At 42.8% G+C, this 17,604-nt stretch carries 18 protein-coding genes, 1 rRNA gene and 1 pseudogene; all 20 read left to right on the forward strand.

The window, feature by feature from the left end; genetic code table 11:
• The first annotated feature begins 95 nt into the window (after positions 1-95).
• Positions 96-878 (forward strand): cell wall-binding protein, encoded by a 783-nt coding sequence (locus H8Z79_RS12555; RefSeq protein ID WP_015541371.1) that lies wholly within the window; start codon positions 96-98, stop codon positions 876-878.
• A gap of 45 nt (positions 879-923) precedes the next feature.
• Positions 924-1,184 (forward strand): annotated as a pseudogene (locus H8Z79_RS12560) (dihydroorotate dehydrogenase); the annotation flags it as partial.
• Between the two features lie 261 nt (positions 1,185-1,445).
• A complete protein-coding gene (locus H8Z79_RS12565; protein ID WP_015541372.1) occupies positions 1,446-2,780 on the forward strand; it encodes an MATE family efflux transporter in 1,335 nt (444 codons plus the stop codon).
• Between the two features lie 67 nt (positions 2,781-2,847).
• Positions 2,848-2,979, forward strand: a complete 132-nt coding sequence (locus H8Z79_RS17160; protein WP_263970810.1) for a hypothetical protein — start codon at positions 2,848-2,850, stop codon at positions 2,977-2,979.
• Between the two features lie 139 nt (positions 2,980-3,118).
• A complete protein-coding gene (gene pyrE / locus H8Z79_RS12570) occupies positions 3,119-3,799 on the forward strand; it encodes an orotate phosphoribosyltransferase (protein WP_015541373.1) in 681 nt (226 codons plus the stop codon).
• 51 nt (positions 3,800-3,850) lie between these two features.
• The gene (locus H8Z79_RS12575; protein ID WP_015541374.1) at positions 3,851-4,003 is read left to right on the forward strand and encodes a hypothetical protein; all 153 of its coding nucleotides are present in this window, start codon (positions 3,851-3,853) and stop codon (positions 4,001-4,003) included.
• A 19-nt stretch (positions 4,004-4,022) separates the two neighbouring features.
• The gene (locus tag H8Z79_RS12580) at positions 4,023-4,496 is read left to right on the forward strand and encodes a VanZ family protein (RefSeq protein WP_225876988.1); all 474 of its coding nucleotides are present in this window, start codon (positions 4,023-4,025) and stop codon (positions 4,494-4,496) included.
• Positions 4,480-4,794 (forward strand): DUF6142 family protein, encoded by a 315-nt coding sequence (locus H8Z79_RS12585; protein ID WP_015541375.1) that lies wholly within the window; start codon positions 4,480-4,482, stop codon positions 4,792-4,794. The genes H8Z79_RS12580 and H8Z79_RS12585 overlap by 17 nt, the downstream gene beginning before the upstream one ends.
• 6 nt (positions 4,795-4,800) lie before the next feature.
• A complete protein-coding gene (locus H8Z79_RS12590) occupies positions 4,801-5,388 on the forward strand; it encodes an HD domain-containing protein (protein WP_118040410.1) in 588 nt (195 codons plus the stop codon).
• Between the two features lie 23 nt (positions 5,389-5,411).
• Positions 5,412-7,436, forward strand: a complete 2,025-nt coding sequence (locus H8Z79_RS12595; RefSeq protein ID WP_408609897.1) for an aminopeptidase — start codon at positions 5,412-5,414, stop codon at positions 7,434-7,436.
• Between the two features lie 149 nt (positions 7,437-7,585).
• Positions 7,586-8,086 (forward strand): 5-(carboxyamino)imidazole ribonucleotide mutase, encoded by a 501-nt coding sequence (purE, locus tag H8Z79_RS12600; RefSeq protein WP_015541377.1) that lies wholly within the window; start codon positions 7,586-7,588, stop codon positions 8,084-8,086.
• 26 nt (positions 8,087-8,112) lie between these two features.
• Positions 8,113-9,138 carry a phosphoribosylformylglycinamidine cyclo-ligase gene (gene purM, locus H8Z79_RS12605; protein WP_015541378.1) on the forward strand — a complete coding sequence of 342 codons (1,026 nt, stop codon included), beginning with the start codon at positions 8,113-8,115 and terminating at the stop codon, positions 9,136-9,138.
• Positions 9,132-9,761, forward strand: a complete 630-nt coding sequence (gene purN / locus H8Z79_RS12610) for a phosphoribosylglycinamide formyltransferase (protein WP_118040384.1) — start codon at positions 9,132-9,134, stop codon at positions 9,759-9,761. Before purM ends, purN begins: the two co-directional genes overlap by 7 nt.
• Before the next feature lie 30 nt (positions 9,762-9,791).
• Positions 9,792-11,066, forward strand: coding sequence for a phosphoribosylamine--glycine ligase (gene purD, locus H8Z79_RS12615; protein WP_118040386.1), 1,275 nt, complete (start codon positions 9,792-9,794; stop codon positions 11,064-11,066).
• A 116-nt stretch (positions 11,067-11,182) separates the two neighbouring features.
• Complete coding sequence (locus tag H8Z79_RS12620; protein ID WP_118040388.1) at positions 11,183-11,947, forward strand: SseB family protein; 765 nt, start codon at positions 11,183-11,185, stop codon at positions 11,945-11,947.
• A 159-nt stretch (positions 11,948-12,106) separates the two neighbouring features.
• Positions 12,107-12,481: a GntR family transcriptional regulator gene (locus H8Z79_RS12625; protein WP_118040390.1), complete on the forward strand. Its 375-nt coding sequence runs from the start codon at positions 12,107-12,109 to the stop codon at positions 12,479-12,481.
• Between the two features lie 64 nt (positions 12,482-12,545).
• A complete protein-coding gene (locus H8Z79_RS12630) occupies positions 12,546-15,044 on the forward strand; it encodes an ATP-dependent Clp protease ATP-binding subunit (RefSeq protein ID WP_118040392.1) in 2,499 nt (832 codons plus the stop codon).
• A 140-nt stretch (positions 15,045-15,184) separates the two neighbouring features.
• Entirely contained in the window at positions 15,185-15,598 is a 414-nt protein-coding gene (locus H8Z79_RS12635; protein ID WP_015541383.1) for a hypothetical protein, read from the forward strand.
• A complete protein-coding gene (gene radA, locus H8Z79_RS12640) occupies positions 15,592-16,974 on the forward strand; it encodes a DNA repair protein RadA (protein ID WP_118040394.1) in 1,383 nt (460 codons plus the stop codon). Before H8Z79_RS12635 ends, radA begins: the two co-directional genes overlap by 7 nt.
• A 407-nt stretch (positions 16,975-17,381) precedes the next feature.
• A 16S ribosomal RNA gene (locus H8Z79_RS12645) occupies positions 17,382-17,604 on the forward strand; the annotation flags it as partial.

The raw sequence follows: 17,604 nt of genomic DNA on the forward strand, positions 1-17,604 counted from the left end.
CTTTGGTACCAGTGACTTTACGACATCTTATCAGGTACAGAAGATCGTACAGTTTAAATATTGATATAAGAAGATCAGAAAAGAGAGGGCTTTGAATGAAAAAGAAAAAATATGGTTTGGTGATTTTACTGGCATTGTTTTGCTGCATTTTGTTTTCGGCTTCTGCGCAGGCTGCAAGCGCGAAAAACAAATTTGTAAAGGCTTCCAACGGAAATGTCTATTATTACAATGCACAGGGAAAGAAAGCGAAAGGGCTTGTGACAGTCAATGGAAAAAAATACTATTTTGCATCAAACGGAGTTCAGAGAACCGGTTGGCGCTGTGTAAAGAAAAAATACTATTTCTTCAGACAGGCAGGTGGTGCCGGCGGATACATGAAGAAATCTACGAAGGTAAATGGCATCCGTCTGAAAAAGAACGGTACAGCCTCGTATAATAAACAGCAGCTTCGTAAACTGAAACTGATGGTTCTCGCCAGTTCGGAAGTGGACAGATGTACAAATAACAAAATGACAAAAGCACAGAAGCTTAAGGCGGCTTTCAGGAGAGCTGTATCATATGGATACGGTGCAGATACAAAATTTTACAGTGGTTCTGACTGGGATATTCATTATGGGGAGATCATGCTTTACAGAAAAAAGGCAGACTGCTTCGGATTTGGCGCAGCGTTTGCGTATCTTGCAAATGCAGTAGGATATAAAGCATATGCGGTATCATCTGGCGGACACGGCTGGGCTGAAGTCAATGGACGAGTTTATGATCCAGACTGGGCAAAGGTGACAGGACAAATAAGTTTGTACTGTGGCATGAATTATAATACAAGGGGAGCAAATATCCCACTATATCAGCCAAACAGAGTATATGTAAAGAAAATATAAGTATAATAAGAGCATTCCTGCGGAAGTTGTTATTTTCGCAGGAATGTGTTAGAATTTGTAGATCTGAACAAACTTGGCGGTGTTGTGACAAAAGGCGTTGCAAACGTGCCGTGGCCGGGAAATCCGACGCCGAGAGTGACAGAGACTGCCAGTGGTATGTTGAATGCAATTGGACTTCAGAACCCGGGAATTGATCTTTTCTGCAAAAGAGACATACCGTTTCTGAAACAGTACGATACAAAGATTATCGTCAATGTATGTGGAAAAAGTACCGAGGATTACTGTGAAGTAGTGGAAAGACTGGCAGGTGCGACGGCTGTTTCTGTAGGCACTGCGAATTTCTTTAATCCTTATGCGACGGTTGAAATTGCAGAAGGAATTGAGAAGTTTATGGTACAGCAGAAGGTTGAAGATATTAGCCAGATTATTGGGATTGTGAAGTAAATAAAAACAGACGAAAAATAAGAGAAGTGAGAAGTATATAAGACAGCAGGCAAAGCGGAAAAGCTTTTTCTGCTGTCTTGTAATGAGAAAGGAAATAGATTGAGCAAAGACAGGACAAATAATATGACAGTCGGAAACCCGGTAAGACTGATTATTCAGTTTATGATACCGATGTTTCTCGGCAATGTTTTTCAGCAGTTTTATAATATAGTAGATTCTATTGTTGCGGGGCAGTTTATTGGAGTAGATGCACTTGCGGCAATTGGAAGTACCGGATCTTTGATGTTTTTTGTGACGGGGTGGCTGAATGGCCTGAGCAGTGGTTTTGCTATTATCGTTGCGCAGAGATTTGGCGCAAAAAAATACGAAGATATGAGACATTTTGTGGCAATGTCAATCTATCTGATGATGGGGTTTGCGGTGGCAATGACCATTGGATTTCTTGTGTTTAATATTCCAATCTTACGATTGATGAATTCACCGGCAGAACTTATGGATGATGTTGCCGGATATATGGGAATTATTTATGCGGGACTTCTTGTAACTGCAGCGTATAATACTTTGGCTGCATTTTTACGTGCCCTTGGTGATTCTAAATCTCCGTTGTATTTTCTGATTATTTCAGCAGGAATCAACGTTGTACTTGATGTTGTATTGATTCGTTTTGCCGGAATGGGAGTAGAAGGCTGTGCATATGCGACAGTCATCGCACAGGCCGTTTCTGCAATTTGTTGTCTCATATATATTATAAAGCGTTATCCGATTCTTCACCTGAAAAAGGAAAATTTCAGACTTCAACAGGGCAGTTTTGGAAGACTTCTTTCACTTGGAATACCAATGGGACTGCAGTTTTCTATTACTGCAATTGGTACGATTATTGTGCAGAGTGCGGTAAATATTTATGGAGCAACATATATGGCTGGTTTTTCGGCTGCAGGTAAGATCCAGAATATCATTGGTATGGTTGCTGTTTCCATGGGAGCTACTATTGCAACTTATGTCGGTCAGAATCGTGGTGCAGATCGGATGGACCGTGTAAAACAGGGAGTAAAATATTCATGGATCATGCTTCTGATCTGGAGCGGGATTGAAATGTTATTGGTTTACTTTGGCGGAAAATATTTTACTTATCTCTTTATCAGTCCATCACAGACAGACGTTATACAGGTTTCTGTAACATATTTCCGTACGGTTTTCTGGGCATATCCGTTTTTGTGTACAATTTTTGTCTTTCGAAATGCTCTTCAGGGAATGGGGTATGGATTAGTTCCTATGCTCGGAGGTGTATTTGAACTGGTAGCGAGGGCAACAATCGTGTTATTGGTTGCAGGAAGGACCAGTTTTGCTGGAGTTTGTCTTGCGGATCCGATGGCATGGATCGCTGCGCTTATCCCGCTGATTCCGTACTATTTTTATGTTATGAAATATAGACAAAATCAGTCTTATAATATAAAATAATTATAGTTACATTGAAAGGACAGGAGAAAACACGACGAAGAATATCAAAAATGAATGGAGGATTCATATGAAAAAGAACGGTACAGCCTCATATAATAAACAGCAGCTTCGTAAACTGAAACTGATGGTTCTCGCCAGTTCAGAAGTGGACAGATGTACAAATAACAAAAATAGAACTGTATGGCGGAATGAATTATAATGTGACAGGATCGGGAATCCCACGGTACAAGGGCAACCGGTTATATGTAAAGAAAATATAAGTATAATAAGAGCATTCCTGCGGAAGTTGTTATTTTCGCAGGAATGTGTTAAAATGAGCCAATATGGAGGATAAAATTATGGAACAGTACAAACAGGAATTTATTGAATTTATGGTTGACAGCCAGGTACTTAAATTTGGCGAATTTACATTGAAAAGCGGAAGAAAATCTCCGTTCTTTATGAATGCCGGCGGATATGTGACCGGTTCCCAGTTAAAAAAACTTGGTGAATATTATGCAAAAGCAATCCACGCAAAATATGGTGAGGATTTTGATGTACTTTTCGGACCGGCATATAAGGGTATTCCGCTCAGCGTTGTAACTGCGATCGCATTCAGTGAACTGTACGGAAAAGAAATTCGTTACTGCTCTGACCGTAAAGAAGAAAAAGATCACGGTGCAGATAAGGGAAGTTTTCTTGGAAGCAAGCTGAAAGACGGCGACCGCGTTGTCATGATCGAGGATGTTACTACATCCGGCAAGTCCATGGAAGAAACCGTTCCGAAGGTAAAAGGTGCCGCTGATGTCGAGATTGTCGGTCTGATGGTATCTCTTGACCGTATGGAAGTCGGCAAGGGCGGTGTGAAATGCGCACTTGATGAAGTCCATGATCTCTATGGATTTGAGACAAACGCGATCGTTACCATGGCAGAGGTCATTGAACATCTGTACAACAAAGAATACAAAGGACAGATCATCATCGATGATGATCTTAAGAAGGCAATTGATGCATATTACAGCCAGTATGGGGCAAAATAATACGATCTGATCCGGTAAAATCAGAGATTCAGTACATGAGGAGGCTTGGCCATGAACGAAAAAATATATAAAACGATAAGCAGAACAGGAGCATGCAGTATTGCAGTAGGAATCGTTACACTGGTTATCGGTATTACCGCAGGTGTTTTGATGATCGTCAGTGGAAGCAGACTGTTAAAAAGAAAATCAGATATTCTGATCTGATGCCGGGCAGGGAAAAAAATTGAAAGACAGTACAAAACGTAAAATAAAGCATATTGGTGTCATGCTCTTTCTTCTGTATGTGTTGCTGCTTGTGTATTTTTTGTTTTTTTTCGAGGAATACGGAAGAGTGGCAGCAGAGGAAAGAGCATATCGCTACAATCTGGTTCCGTTTTTGGAAATCCGAAGGTTCTGGATATACAGGGAGCAGCTTGGTGTTCTGGCGGTATTTTCCAATATATTTGGAAATGTGATCGGATTTATTCCATATGGATTTATTCTTCCGGTTATTACACATAAATGCCGTAGCGGATTTTTTATTATATTGTCAGGATTTTCGCTGAGTCTTGTGGTCGAGGTAGTGCAGCTTGTGACAAAGGTGGGCTGTTTTGACGTGGATGATCTGATATTAAATACGCTTGGGGCGGCAATCGGTTATGGAATATTTGCTGTCTGTAATTACCTGAGGAGACGACATTATGGCAAGAAGATATAGATATGCAATCATAAAGAAGAAAGAAACCAAAAAAGGGAAGCTGTCAGTGGGACTGGCAATTGCTTCCCTGCTTCTGTTTGGGGCAGCGGTTGGCACTGCCTATGTACTCGAAGGCAGTTACGGATTTATCGTAGGAGGAATCTGTCTCTTTGCGACACTGCTTTCTGTGTATGGATTCCTGATGGGAGTCGCAAGCTTTTCGGAAGAAAACTGTAATCATCGCACCAGCATTGTCGGAACGATCTTGAATGGAGTCTTTCTGGTAGGCTGGCTGCTTTTTTTCCTGATGGGAGTTTAAATTATGATGGAACGATTAGAAAAACAGATGGAATTTATTCTGGAAGTGGATAAAGTAAAGAAAATTGTACGACAGACGTATCTGTCGGATGCAAGCCGCAAGGAGAATGATGCAGAACATTCGTGGCATCTTGCACTGATGGCGGTTCTGCTTAAAGAATATTCGAATGAGGATGTTGATCTGGCGAAAGTTATTCCAATGGTACTGATCCACGACCTTGTGGAAATCGATGCGGGGGATACCTATGCATATGATGAAGCAGGAGCAAAGACGAAGCAGGAACGTGAAACGAAAGCAGCCGACCGGATCTTCGGACTGCTTCCAGACGACCAGGGAACATGGTTTCGGGAGCTCTGGGAGGAATTTGAAGCATACGAAACAGCAGAGGCGAAATTTGCCCATGTTCTGGACAATGCACAGCCACTTTTTCTCAATGATGCATCAAACGGACGAAGCTGGGCAGAACATGGCGTGCACAAAAGTCAGATTTACAAAAGAAATGAGCATACTTCCGAAGGTTCGAGGGAAATCTGGGAGTATATGAAAAAGCTGGTAGATAAGCATATTCAGCTTGGACATGTGATTGATGACTGAGAGGAGAAAACAAATTGGACGAATTGCTGAAAGAGAGATATGAACTCGCAAAAGGCAGACTTTCGGAAATCTGTACAGAAATGGTGGCAGGAGAGACTTTCCTGGACTTTTTTCATAAAGAGGCTGCTTTTCTTTTAAAGACAGGTGAGATTCTGGAAAGAGACCAGAGGGATTTTTCCATGGAGGAACTGCAGAGCGAAAATCGCGGTCTCTATGAAGAACTCTTTCCGAAAAATTACGGACACTGCTATGGAAATCCAGCCTATGCAGCAGAAAAACTTGGAGAATATGGAAAAGCATTTTCTTTTCTTTATACAGAACTGAGAGGCACAATTGCCTATGCATACGAAAAAAAATACTGGGATTATACTGTCGCGGCAGAATTGTTTCTGGAGATATATGCAGCATTTGAAGGTGAAGAGAAAACTTCTGTAAAAAGTACTGAGGATATTCTGCGTTCCTATGTCAATGACTATTGTCAGGACATGATGGAACTGCGGATCGCAGAGGGCGTGAATCCATCACTTGATTTTGCAGTACGTATTATCATGGATTCTGATCTTACCGATCTGCGTTATCTGTATCGATACGGAGAATATATTTCCGTAAATGAAACAGGGGTAGCAGAGTTTTTGAACAGACTTTCTGAAGAGCAGATCAACGATATGGCAAGAACTTATACGGAGGGATACCGCATCGGATTTATCAATGGAAGAAAAGATATCACAAAGAAAAAATCAGTCAATATCCGATATAATCTCGGCTTTGAAAGAATGGTCCGTGCGGCAATCATTCAATTCCGTGAGATGGGACTGGAACCGGTGATCTACCGTCATGCAACACACGCAGTCAATAAGAGAGGTTCTGCACGTATTGGATTTACCGGAGGAAATCCGAATCCGCAGTTTGACTATGATCACAGACAGGACCAGGCTCTGTTTATGGACAGTGATTTTGTACAGCGTAAACTCCGCTCCATGCAGAATGCCTATGAGAAGTATAAGGATCAGGCGGCTGTCCACGGCGGACCGGCATGCATCGAAACATTTGGCGAAGAACCATTTTCACCGGTAACAACACCGGAAGTGTGGACTCTGACGGAAGCGCAGCAGAAACTGCAGGTAGAACTTGACAATGAATCCGGACAGATTGTGAACCGCTATATCAAAGGCGACGAGAGAAGCTTTACGATCATTGCTTATCCGGTACCGGAGATTGGAGAAGATTTCCCGGAGATTTTTGCGGAGATCGTAAAGATCAATACCCTGGATTATAAACTGTACGAACGGATCCAGCAGACGATCATAGAGACGCTGGATACCTGTCAGTGGGTAGAAATCAAGGGCAAAGATGACAATGAAACGGATCTGATCATTCATCTGCATGAACTTGAAGATATCAAAAAACAGACAAATTTTGAAAACTGTGTGGCAGATGTGAATATTCCGGTAGGAGAAGTGTTTACGTCTCCTGTTCTTGCAGGAACCGGCGGAATCCTTCATGTAAAAAAAGTATATCTGAATGGTCTGCAGTTTAAAGATCTGAAACTTGTGTTTGACTGTGGACAGGTGATCGACTATTCCTGCGCGAATTTTGAAACGGAAGAAGAAAACCGTGCCTATATTGAGGACAATATTCTTCATCATCATCCGAAAATTCCGATGGGAGAATTTGCAATTGGTACAAATACGACTGCATATGTGGCAGCAGAAAAATATGGCATTGCCGACAAACTTCCGATTCTGATCGCAGAAAAGATGGGACCGCATTTTGCCGTGGGTGATACCTGCTACAGCTGGGCAGAGGATACTCCGGTGTTCAATCCGGACGGAAGAGAGATTATTGCCAGGGACAATGAAATCTCCATTCTGCGAAAAGAAGACATCAGTCTGGCGTATTATGGATGCCATACAGACATTACGATTCCATATGAAGAACTGGGAAGTATCCGTGTGATTGACGAAGACGGAGAAGGCGTTTCTATTATTGAAAACGGTCGTTTTGTCCTTGCCGGAACCGAAGAACTGAATATTCCTTTTGACCGGTAAAGGCAAATTTTTTCTGGCGGGCGAACCTTTTTATACAAAAAGAGTTTGCTCGCCAAAATATTTCTTTTCTGTAATTTTATTGACACAATTTTAGAATCTTAGTAGAATCAACCTGAGATGTAAGAAAAAATGAGGAGGCCACCAAACTAATGAAAAAAGTAGGAATTGTAATGGGAAGCGACTCAGATATGCCGGTTATGAGTAAAGCAGCGGCAATTCTTGACAAGCTGGGCGTTGAATACGAAATGAAAATTATTTCTGCACACAGAGAACCGGATGTGTTCTTTGAATATGCAAAAACAGCGGAAGAAAAGGGATTCAAGGTAATTATTGCAGGAGCGGGGATGGCAGCACATCTTCCGGGAATGTGTGCGGCCATCTTTCCGATGCCGGTCATCGGTATTCCGATGCATACCACTTCTCTTGGAGGAAGAGATTCACTGTATTCAATTGTACAGATGCCATCCGGTATTCCGGTAGCGACTGTAGCAATCAACGGTGGTGCAAATGCAGGACTTCTTGCAGCGAAGATCCTTGCAACATCAGATCCGGAACTTCTTGACAGACTGAAAGCATACAGTCAGGAACTGAAAGAACAGGTTGAGGCGAAAGATGCCAGATTACAGGAAGTCGGATATCAGGCTTACTAATTAAAAAGGTGGAGGACCAGAAAAGTATGGATTACAAAAAAGCAGGTGTGGATATTGAAGCAGGCTACAGATCAGTAGAGTTAATGAAGAAACATATTGCAAAGACTATGAGACCGGAAGTTCTGGGAGGAATCGGCGGATTCTCCGGTGCATTTTCCATGAATGCATTTAAAGATATGGAAGAACCGACACTGGTATCAGGAACAGACGGATGCGGTACGAAAGTGAAACTTGCCATGATCATGGACAAGCATGACACCATCGGTATTGATGCAGTAGCTATGTGCGTGAATGATATTGCATGTGCAGGTGCTGAACCGTTATTTTTCTTAGACTATATTGCATGTGGTAAGAATTATCCGGAAAAGATTGCTGAGATCGTAAGTGGCGTAGCTGAAGGATGTGTACAGTCCGGAGCAGCGTTGATCGGTGGTGAGACAGCAGAACATCCGGGACTTATGCCGGAAGACGAATATGATCTGGCAGGTTTTGCTGTAGGTGTCATTGACAAGAAAGATCTTCTTACCGGCGAAGAGCTGAAGGCAGGAGATGTTCTGATCGGTATGGCATCTACCGGCGTTCACAGCAATGGATTTTCACTTGTCCGTAAAGTTTTTGAGATGACAAAAGAATCTCTGGATACATACTATGATGAACTGGGAACAACTCTTGGTGAGGCTCTGATTGCTCCGACAAGAATTTATGTAAAAGCGCTTAAGAGCATCAAAGATGCAGGTGTACGCATTCATGCATGCAGCCATATCACAGGCGGCGGATTTTATGAAAATGTTCCGCGTATGCTGAAAGAAGGAACAAGAGCTGTTATTGAAAAAGACAGCTATCCGGTACTTCCGATTTTTGATCTTCTTGCAAAGAAGGGCAATATTGAAGAAAAAATGATGTACAATACATTTAACATGGGACTTGGCATGGTTCTGGCAGTAGATCCGGCTGACGTTGACAAAACTATGGCAGCTATCCGTGAAGCTGGCGATACTCCATACGTTATAGGACGTATCGAGGCTGGAGAAAAGGGAGTAACCTTATGCTAAGAGTTGGTGTTCTGGTATCAGGGGGAGGAACGAATCTGCAGGCAATCATGGACGCTGTTGACAGCGGAAAGATCACAAACGCAGAAATCAGTCTGGTAGTCAGCAACAATCCGGGTGCATATGCATTAAAGCGCGCAGAGAGCAGGGGAATCCCGGCTAAGTGTATTTCTCCGAAAACATTCGAAAACAGAGAAGAATTTCATAAAGCACTTTTGCAGGAATTACAGAAACACCGGTTAGACCTTGTAGTACTGGCCGGTTTCCTTGTTGCCATTCCACCGATGATCGTGGAAGCTTATCCGAATCGAATCATTAATATTCATCCTTCGTTGATTCCGTCTTTTTGCGGTGTGGGATTTTATGGCCTCCATGTGCATGAAGGTGTGCTTGCGCGAGGCGTAAAAGTCACAGGGGCAACCGTTCATTTTGTGGATACCGGTACAGATACCGGACCGATCATTCTTCAGAAAGCTGTGGAAGTACGTCAGGGAGATACACCTGAGGTGCTTCAGCGTCGTGTCATGGAAGAGGCTGAATGGAAGATCCTTCCGAAAGCAATCGATCTGATTGCAAATGATAAAGTGTCCGTACAGAACGGAAAAGTTTGTATTGAAAATGAATAAGGTCTTTGCTAAAGGAGGCAGATGAAACTCATGAAAGTATTGATTGTTGGAAGTGGCGGAAGAGAACATGCAATTGCATGGAGCGTTGCAAAAAGCCCGAAGGTTGATAAAATTTACTGCGCACCGGGAAATGCCGGAATTTCTGAATATGCAGAGTGCGTGCCAATCGGAGCCATGGAATTTGAAAAACTTGCTGATTTTGCAGGGGAGCATGATGTGGATCTGACGATCATCGGTATGGATGATCCGTTGGTGGGCGGAGTTGTAGATGTGTTTGAAGCACGGGGACTGAAAGTATTCGGACCGCGCAAAAATGCTGCAATTTTGGAGGGTTCCAAGGCTTTTTCTAAAGATCTGATGAAAAAATACGGAATTCCGACAGCAGGATATGAAAATTTCGATGATCCGCAGAAAGCACTGGAATATTTACACACACAGGCAAAATTTCCGATCGTTCTCAAAGCAGACGGTCTTGCACTCGGAAAAGGTGTTCTGATCTGCAATACACTTGAAGAAGCCGAAGCCGGTGTCAAAGAAATCATGGAAGACAAAAAATTCGGCAGTGCCGGAAATACGATGGTCATCGAAGAATTTATGACTGGACGTGAAGTATCGGTACTTTCCTTTGTTGACGGCAAGACAATCCGTACCATGACATCCGCGCAGGATCATAAGCGTGCAATGGATGGAGATAAGGGATTAAATACTGGAGGCATGGGAACTTTTTCACCGAGTCCGTTCTATACAGAAGAAGTAGATGAATTCTGCAAAAAGCACATTTATCAGGCAACTGTTGATGCTATGGCAGCAGAAGGCCGTCCGTTTGTCGGTATTATTTTCTTTGGCCTGATGCTTACTGCAGAAGGTCCTAAAGTGCTGGAATACAATGCCAGATTCGGTGATCCTGAAGCACAGGTCGTGCTTCCTCGAATGAAGAACGATATTATTGAAGTTATGGAAGCATGTGTTAATGGAACACTGGATCAGGTGGAACTGGAGTTTGAGGACAATGCAGCAGTCTGCGTCGTTCTGGCAAGTGAAGGTTATCCGGTAAAATATGAAAAAGGCATTCCGATGTATGGCTTCGAGAATTTCAAAGACAAAGATGGATATTACTGTTTCCATGCAGGCACGAAATTTCAGGATGAACAGATCGTGACAAACGGTGGTCGTGTGCTTGGAATCACAGCCAAAGGAAAGACTCTGAAAGAAGCAAGAAAGAACGCATATGCGGCAACGGAATGGATCCAGTTTGCAAATAAATATATGCGTCATGACATTGGAAAAGCCATTGATGAAGCGTAAGAATCGCATAAGACGGAGTCAGGATAGAAAAATCACCAAAAAGGTGTGCCATTTTTCGTGAAATATGGTATAATTGATATATATCATGCAGAAGCGATAAATGAAAGGAAAACAAAATGGGTATTAGTGTAGAAGATGCAGTGAAGGAACTTCAGGCAAGGGAGACAGTATTTGTGGCTTATTCACAGGTGACGAAGCTTCCTTATGTGACCTGCGGAGAAGAATCATATAATGATCAGGTGTGGTTTTTTGCAGAAGAAGAGACATTAAAAGAATTCGGCAAGAAAAAATTAGAAGATAAAGTTCTTCTGATGGGAATGCGCTATGAGAAAAAAGATTTTCCGAGAATGTACGGACTTCTGTTTTCAATTGATGCAAACACAGTAATCTGGAATAACGGAACAGATGAGATTGAAATTGATCTGGAAAAAATTGTTCGCAGACCGGATCTCAGTAAGATGGAACCGGCAAAACGTCCGGTACTGAATCCGGCATTACAGCTTTCCGGTATTTATTTTATGCAGGAACTTCGCCGTCCTGTTGAAAAAGAGGAACACAAGAACTTAAGGGCACTGGAAGAAGAGCTGATTGCAAACATTAAGAAGTCTCAGTTTCTTGTTGCAATGGAACGTAGCGAAGAAGAGCCGAAAAAGATCAATATTCCATATCTGAAGAACAAGGACGGACAGATTTTGCAGCCGGTATTTTCGGATATCATGGAATTTGAAAAATTTGCAAGAGGCAAAAAGCTTCGTCTTGCGAAGATTCCGTTTGACAAACTTCCTACGATTCTGATTGAGCAGGCAGAAGCACTGGTGATCAATCCGATGGGATTTAATCTGATCCTTAACAGAGATCAGCTCAAAAAAATCAACGGATAAAATATATGATATGTTTTCAGGACAGGCAGCCATAAGGCTGTCTGTTTTTGTACTTGCAAAATTTTAATTTTGTGCTACCATATGTATAACATGAAAATTGTGAGGGCTGTTATGCAGTGTGGCAGTTTTCATATAGGAAAACAACAGGAGGTCGGGAATGTGGTCATAGAAATCGATTTTAACAGTGACGAGGCGATTTATGTACAGCTTATGAATCAGATCATCCTTGGGATTGCAACTTCCAGACTGCAGGAGGGAGATCCCCTTCCTTCCGTTCGACAGCTTGCAGATACGATCGGAATCAATATGCACACGGTAAATAAAGCATATTCTCTGCTGAGGCAGGAGGGATTTGTAACGATCGACCGCAGACGTGGAGCAATCATAGCAGTCGATGAAAATAAAATCAAAGCCATGGAAGAAATGAAGGAAAATCTTATCGTTGCACTTGCAAAAGGATGCTGCAGAAATGTCAGCAGAGAAGAAGTACATGGTCTGATTGATGAAATTTATGATGAATATGGAATTGATTAGAATCGTCTGAAAATATGCGAAGACAGCAGTCCCGTTTCATGCGGGCAGACAGGAGGAACGAACTATGCAGGACAGATTTACCAGACAGGCGTTGCAGGCATTGAAACTGGCAAAAGCCACCGCACAGTCATGGAAACATTCATATATAGGCACAGAACATATACTTGCCGGATTGCTGAAGGAGAAAGAAGGCACTGCCGGAAGGATTCTGGAAGAATTTGGTGTTGAAGAAGAGGCTCTTGAGCAGATGATCAATAAGCTGATCGCCCCATCATCGGAAATATTGGTGGCAGAGCGTACACCGGTATACAGTCCGCGGGCGCGTAAGCTGGTTGAACTTGCAGTTCATGAAGCAGAAAATCAGCAGGAAAATGAAGCAGGTACAGAGCATCTTTTACTTGCAATGCTGAAAGAAACCGATTGCGTAGCGACCAGACTTTTATATACGATGGGTGTCAATATCCAGAAATTATATACGGCACTTTTAAATGCGATGGGAATCGAGAATCCGGCGCTGGCAGAAGAACTTCAAAATACAAAAGCGAAGGGGCAGAAGGGATCGGCAACACCGACACTGGACCAGTACAGCCGTGATCTGACTGTGATGGCAGCAGAGGGAAGACTGGATCCGGTGGTCGGCCGAGATAAAGAAATCATAAGACTTATCCAGATACTAAGCCGCAGAAGCAAGAACAATCCGTGTCTGGTTGGAGAACCGGGAGTAGGTAAGACTGCAATTGTAGAAGGTCTTGCGCAGAAAATCGTGAACGGAATGGTTCCGGATTCTGTAAAAGACAAGCGTGTAGTCGTGCTTGATATGTCCGGTATGGTGGCAGGAAGCAAGTATCGTGGCGAATTTGAAGAACGAATCCGTAATGTGATCGATGAAGTACGTGCAAATAAGGGGATTCTTTTATTTATTGATGAACTTCATACGATCATCGGAGCCGGTGGTGCGGAGGGAGCACTGGACGCATCCAATATTCTGAAACCATCTCTGTCCAGAGGAGAAATCCAGCTTATCGGAGCAACGACGCAGGAAGAATATCGCAGGTATATCGAAAAGGATGCTGCGCTGGAACGGCGTTTTCAACCGGTTACGGTGGAGGAACCGACGGAGCAGGAAACTCTGGAGATTCTGAAAGGGCTTCGCCCGTATTATGAAAAACATCATGGCGTGACGATTGAGGATGAAGCGCTGGAAGCGGCAGTAAAAATGTCTGTCCGTTATATCAACGATCGTTTTTTGCCGGATAAAGCAATTGACATAATTGATGAAGCAGCGTCCAAAGTTCAGCTTGGCGGCTATCGTTCTGTGCCGGAAATCGATCAGTTTGAGACTGAAATACGAGAAATTTTGCAACAGAAAGAGCTGGCAATCAAAAAAGCAGATCTTTCCATGGCGAAAGAGCTTCAGCAACGTCAAAATGAAATAGAAGAACAGATTCAGTCCTGTAAAGCTAAAGAAGAACGCAGAAATAAGCGCAAACATCTGACAGTGACCGAAAATTCTGTGGCAGATATTGTTTCAGACTGGACAAAGATTCCGGTTAAGAAACTGACCGGCGGGGAGACAAAACGCCTTGCTGCACTTGAAAAAGAACTTCACAAACGTGTGATCGGTCAGGATGAGGCGGTGAAAGCTGTTGCGCAGGCAGTTAAGCGAGGAAGAGTAGGTCTGAAAGACCCACATCGTCCGATTGGTTCGTTTCTGTTCCTCGGCCCAACGGGTGTCGGTAAGACAGAACTTTCCAAAGCGCTGGCAGAAGCGGTGTTTGGCAGTGAACAGGCAATGATCCGTGTGGATATGTCGGAATATATGGAGAAACACAGTGTGTCCAAACTGATCGGATCTCCTCCGGGATATGTTGGTTATGACGAAGGCGGACAGCTCAGTGAAAAGGTGCGCAGAAATCCATACAGTGTTCTTCTTTTTGATGAGATTGAGAAAGCGCACCCGGATGTATTTAACATTCTGCTTCAGGTACTCGATGACGGACATATTACCGATGCGCATGGACGAAAAGTTGATTTTAAACAGACAATCATCATCATGACATCAAATGTGGGCGCACAGGCAATCATTGAGCCGAAAAAACTCGGGTTTATGTCAGAAAAAGATGACAGGCAGGATTATGAGCGAATGAAATCTGGGGTCATGGAAGAAGTAAGACGTCTTTTTAAACCGGAATTTCTGAACCGAATTGATGAGATTATGGTTTTCCATCCGCTGAAGAAGCCGGAAATCAAAAAGATTGTGAATATTTTTCTTAAGAACCTCGAGAAACGTTGTGAGGAACAACTTGGAATTGAGCTTAAGATTTCAGAATCCGTCAAAGACTATCTTGCAGAATCAGGATTTGACAGTAAATACGGTGCACGTCCGCTTAGAAGAGCAATACAGAACAGGCTGGAAGATCCGATGGCAAATAAGATTCTGGATGGCGGGATAAAGACAGGAGATACTGTAAAGATTCAGCTTCTAAAAAAAGAAATTCATTTTGTCCCGGTCAGAGAAGAAAAAGTGACAAAAGGCAAATCTAAAAAAGATGTTAAATCTTGACCGTAATACTGGTCAAAAAAAGTGTGAAATGTTATAATAACATAACCGAAATATCTGTGACAGTTGGAACATTGTCACAACGAAATACAGATATCTAAGGACTAAAACACAACAGAAAGTCTTAGGGAGGACATAAGATTATGGCAGTAGTAAAAGAACTGATCCGTACAGAAGAAAATGGAGGAATCAGCTTTGGCAATTATGAGTTGCCGGCAAAATCAAAAGTATCTGATTTTCCATATCAGGGAGATGTTTATAAAGTTAAGACATTTAAAGAAATCACCAAACTGGAACGTAATGGAATGTTTGTATATGAGTCCGTACCGGGAACAGCTGTATTTTCTCTGAAACAGGATGGATCCAGCATGGAATTTGAAGTAGAAGGCGCCGAGGATGCACAGATTACCGTTGAGATGGAAGCGGATACAGAGTACAGTGTTTCCATCAACGGAGAAGACGCCGGAAAGATGCAGACAAATCTTGGCGGCAAACTTTCTTTTAGTGTAGAATTGGGCGGAGATGCAGCTGTAACAGTTAAGGTTGAAAAATGCTAAAAAATAAAAAGATCGTTTATTTTTGTCAGGAATGTGGATATGAATCGTCCAAATGGATGGGGCAGTGTCCTGGATGTCGGGCATGGAACACATTTGTAGAGGAAACAGTTTCCACAAAGAAGAATTCTTCTGTGGGCGGAGGTCAGCAGAGTGGTTCAAGAAGAGCCGAGCCGGTGGTACTGAAAGATATTCGTCTTTCAGAAGATGAACGGCGGCTGACAAAGATAGGAGAGCTTGACAGAGTGCTCGGGGGCGGCATCGTTCCCGGCTCTCTTGTATTAGTGGGTGGAGATCCGGGAATCGGGAAATCCACCCTTCTTTTACAGGTGTGCAGAAATCTTGCATTGTCAGGCAATTCTGTTTTATATATTTCCGGTGAGGAATCACTGCGTCAGATCAAGCTGCGTGCGGAAAGAATCGGAGAGTTTAATGAAAACCTTCAATTACTGTGTGAGACAAATCTGGAAACCATAAGAGAAGTCATTGAGCGTAAGAAACCGGATATGGTTGTGATCGATTCTATTCAGACAATGTTTCATGAGGATATCAGCTCTGCACCGGGCAGTGTTTCACAGGTAAGAGAATCTACCAATGTTCTGATGCAGATTGCAAAGGGACAGGGCATATCTATTTTTATTGTCGGACATGTGACAAAAGAGGGAAATGTTGCCGGCCCAAGAGTATTGGAGCATATGGTGGATACGGTGCTCTATTTTGAAGGAGATCGTCATGCGTCGTATCGTATTTTGCGTGCAGTAAAGAATCGTTTTGGATCAACGAATGAGATCGGTGTTTTTGAAATGCGTAATACAGGACTGGAAGAAGTCATAAATCCATCAGAATTTATGTTGAATGGAAAACCAAACGGGACATCCGGTTCAATCGTGGCATGTTCTATGGAAGGAACGCGGCCGATTCTTGTTGAGATTCAGGCTCTGGTGTGTCAGAGTAATTTCGGGATACCAAGAAGAACTGCGGTAGGTACGGACTTTAACCGTGTGAATCTTCTGATGGCAGTGCTTGAGAAAAAAGTCGGAATCCATCTTGCTTCGTGTGATGCTTATGTAAATATTGCCGGTGGTATGAAGATGACAGAACCTGCGATTGACCTGGGAATCTCTCTTGCAGTCGTATCAAGCTGTAAAGATATCATCATTCCGGACTCTGTGATTGCGTTCGGAGAAGTCGGACTCAGCGGCGAGGTGCGTGCTGTCAGTATGGCGGGACAGCGTGTTGCAGAAGCGAAAAAACTGGGCTTTGATACCGTGATTTTGCCGGAAGTCTGCAAATCATCTGTGGGAAAAGTCGCAGGTGTGAATCTGATCTACGTATCCTGGATTCAGGATGCGATTCGATTCATTATGAAGAACAATTAAAAAATATTAAAAAATGTGTTGACAGCCCGGTTGGAAAGTGTTATTCTAACTGAGCTGTCACGAAGAATTGTTTCTTCTGAATAAACAATTTGAAATGTTTTGAAAAAAGCAAAAAAGTTGTTGACAATCCGGTGAGGATGTGATAGAGTAAACAAGTCGCCTGAGAGCGACGCACAAACATCAAAAAAGCTTCGAAAAAACTTGAAAAAAGTACTTGACAAGCACTGATGAATGTGATAAAGTAAACGAGCTGTCTGAGAGACAGTCAGTTAAGAACCTTGATAACTAAACAGTGAAACACATACGATTCTCGAAAAAAATTTCTTTTTAAATTCAAGAACAAAACCTTAAAACAGTAAAACGAGAGATAACTAAGCTAGTTGGTTGTCTTGAGTGCATCAAACACTTTATCAGAGAGTTTGATCCTGGCTCAGGATGAACGCTGGCGGCGTGCTTAACACATGCAAGTCGAACGGGAAACCTTTTATTGAAGCTTCGGCAGATTTAATTTGTTTCTAGTGGCGGACGGGTGAGTAACGCGTGGGTAACCTGCCCTATACAGGGGGATAACAACCAGAAATGGTTGCTAATACCGCATAAGCGCACAGGACCGCATGGTCCGGTGTGAAA

The organism is Blautia intestinalis (assembly GCF_014297355.1).
Lineage (GTDB): Bacteria > Bacillota > Clostridia > Lachnospirales > Lachnospiraceae > Blautia_A > Blautia_A intestinalis.

What these genes read in the sequence shown, in the direction of transcription:
- H8Z79_RS12555 (WP_015541371.1), top strand. Translation starts at nt 96, where the DNA reads ATGAAAAAGAAAAAATATGGTTTGGTGATTTTACTGGCATTGTTTTGC.
- H8Z79_RS12565 (WP_015541372.1), top strand. Translation starts at nt 1,446, where the DNA reads ATGACAGTCGGAAACCCGGTAAGACTGATTATTCAGTTTATGATACCG.
- H8Z79_RS17160 (WP_263970810.1), top strand. Translation starts at nt 2,848, where the DNA reads ATGAAAAAGAACGGTACAGCCTCATATAATAAACAGCAGCTTCGTAAA.
- pyrE (WP_015541373.1), top strand. Translation starts at nt 3,119, where the DNA reads ATGGAACAGTACAAACAGGAATTTATTGAATTTATGGTTGACAGCCAG.
- H8Z79_RS12575 (WP_015541374.1), top strand. Translation starts at nt 3,851, where the DNA reads ATGAACGAAAAAATATATAAAACGATAAGCAGAACAGGAGCATGCAGT.
- H8Z79_RS12585 (WP_015541375.1), top strand. Translation starts at nt 4,480, where the DNA reads ATGGCAAGAAGATATAGATATGCAATCATAAAGAAGAAAGAAACCAAA.
- H8Z79_RS12590 (WP_118040410.1), top strand. Translation starts at nt 4,801, where the DNA reads ATGGAACGATTAGAAAAACAGATGGAATTTATTCTGGAAGTGGATAAA.
- purE (WP_015541377.1), top strand. Translation starts at nt 7,586, where the DNA reads ATGAAAAAAGTAGGAATTGTAATGGGAAGCGACTCAGATATGCCGGTT.
- purM (WP_015541378.1), top strand. Translation starts at nt 8,113, where the DNA reads ATGGATTACAAAAAAGCAGGTGTGGATATTGAAGCAGGCTACAGATCA.
- purN (WP_118040384.1), top strand. Translation starts at nt 9,132, where the DNA reads ATGCTAAGAGTTGGTGTTCTGGTATCAGGGGGAGGAACGAATCTGCAG.
- purD (WP_118040386.1), top strand. Translation starts at nt 9,792, where the DNA reads ATGAAAGTATTGATTGTTGGAAGTGGCGGAAGAGAACATGCAATTGCA.
- H8Z79_RS12620 (WP_118040388.1), top strand. Translation starts at nt 11,183, where the DNA reads ATGGGTATTAGTGTAGAAGATGCAGTGAAGGAACTTCAGGCAAGGGAG.
- H8Z79_RS12630 (WP_118040392.1), top strand. Translation starts at nt 12,546, where the DNA reads ATGCAGGACAGATTTACCAGACAGGCGTTGCAGGCATTGAAACTGGCA.
- H8Z79_RS12635 (WP_015541383.1), top strand. Translation starts at nt 15,185, where the DNA reads ATGGCAGTAGTAAAAGAACTGATCCGTACAGAAGAAAATGGAGGAATC.
- radA (WP_118040394.1), top strand. Translation starts at nt 15,592, where the DNA reads ATGCTAAAAAATAAAAAGATCGTTTATTTTTGTCAGGAATGTGGATAT.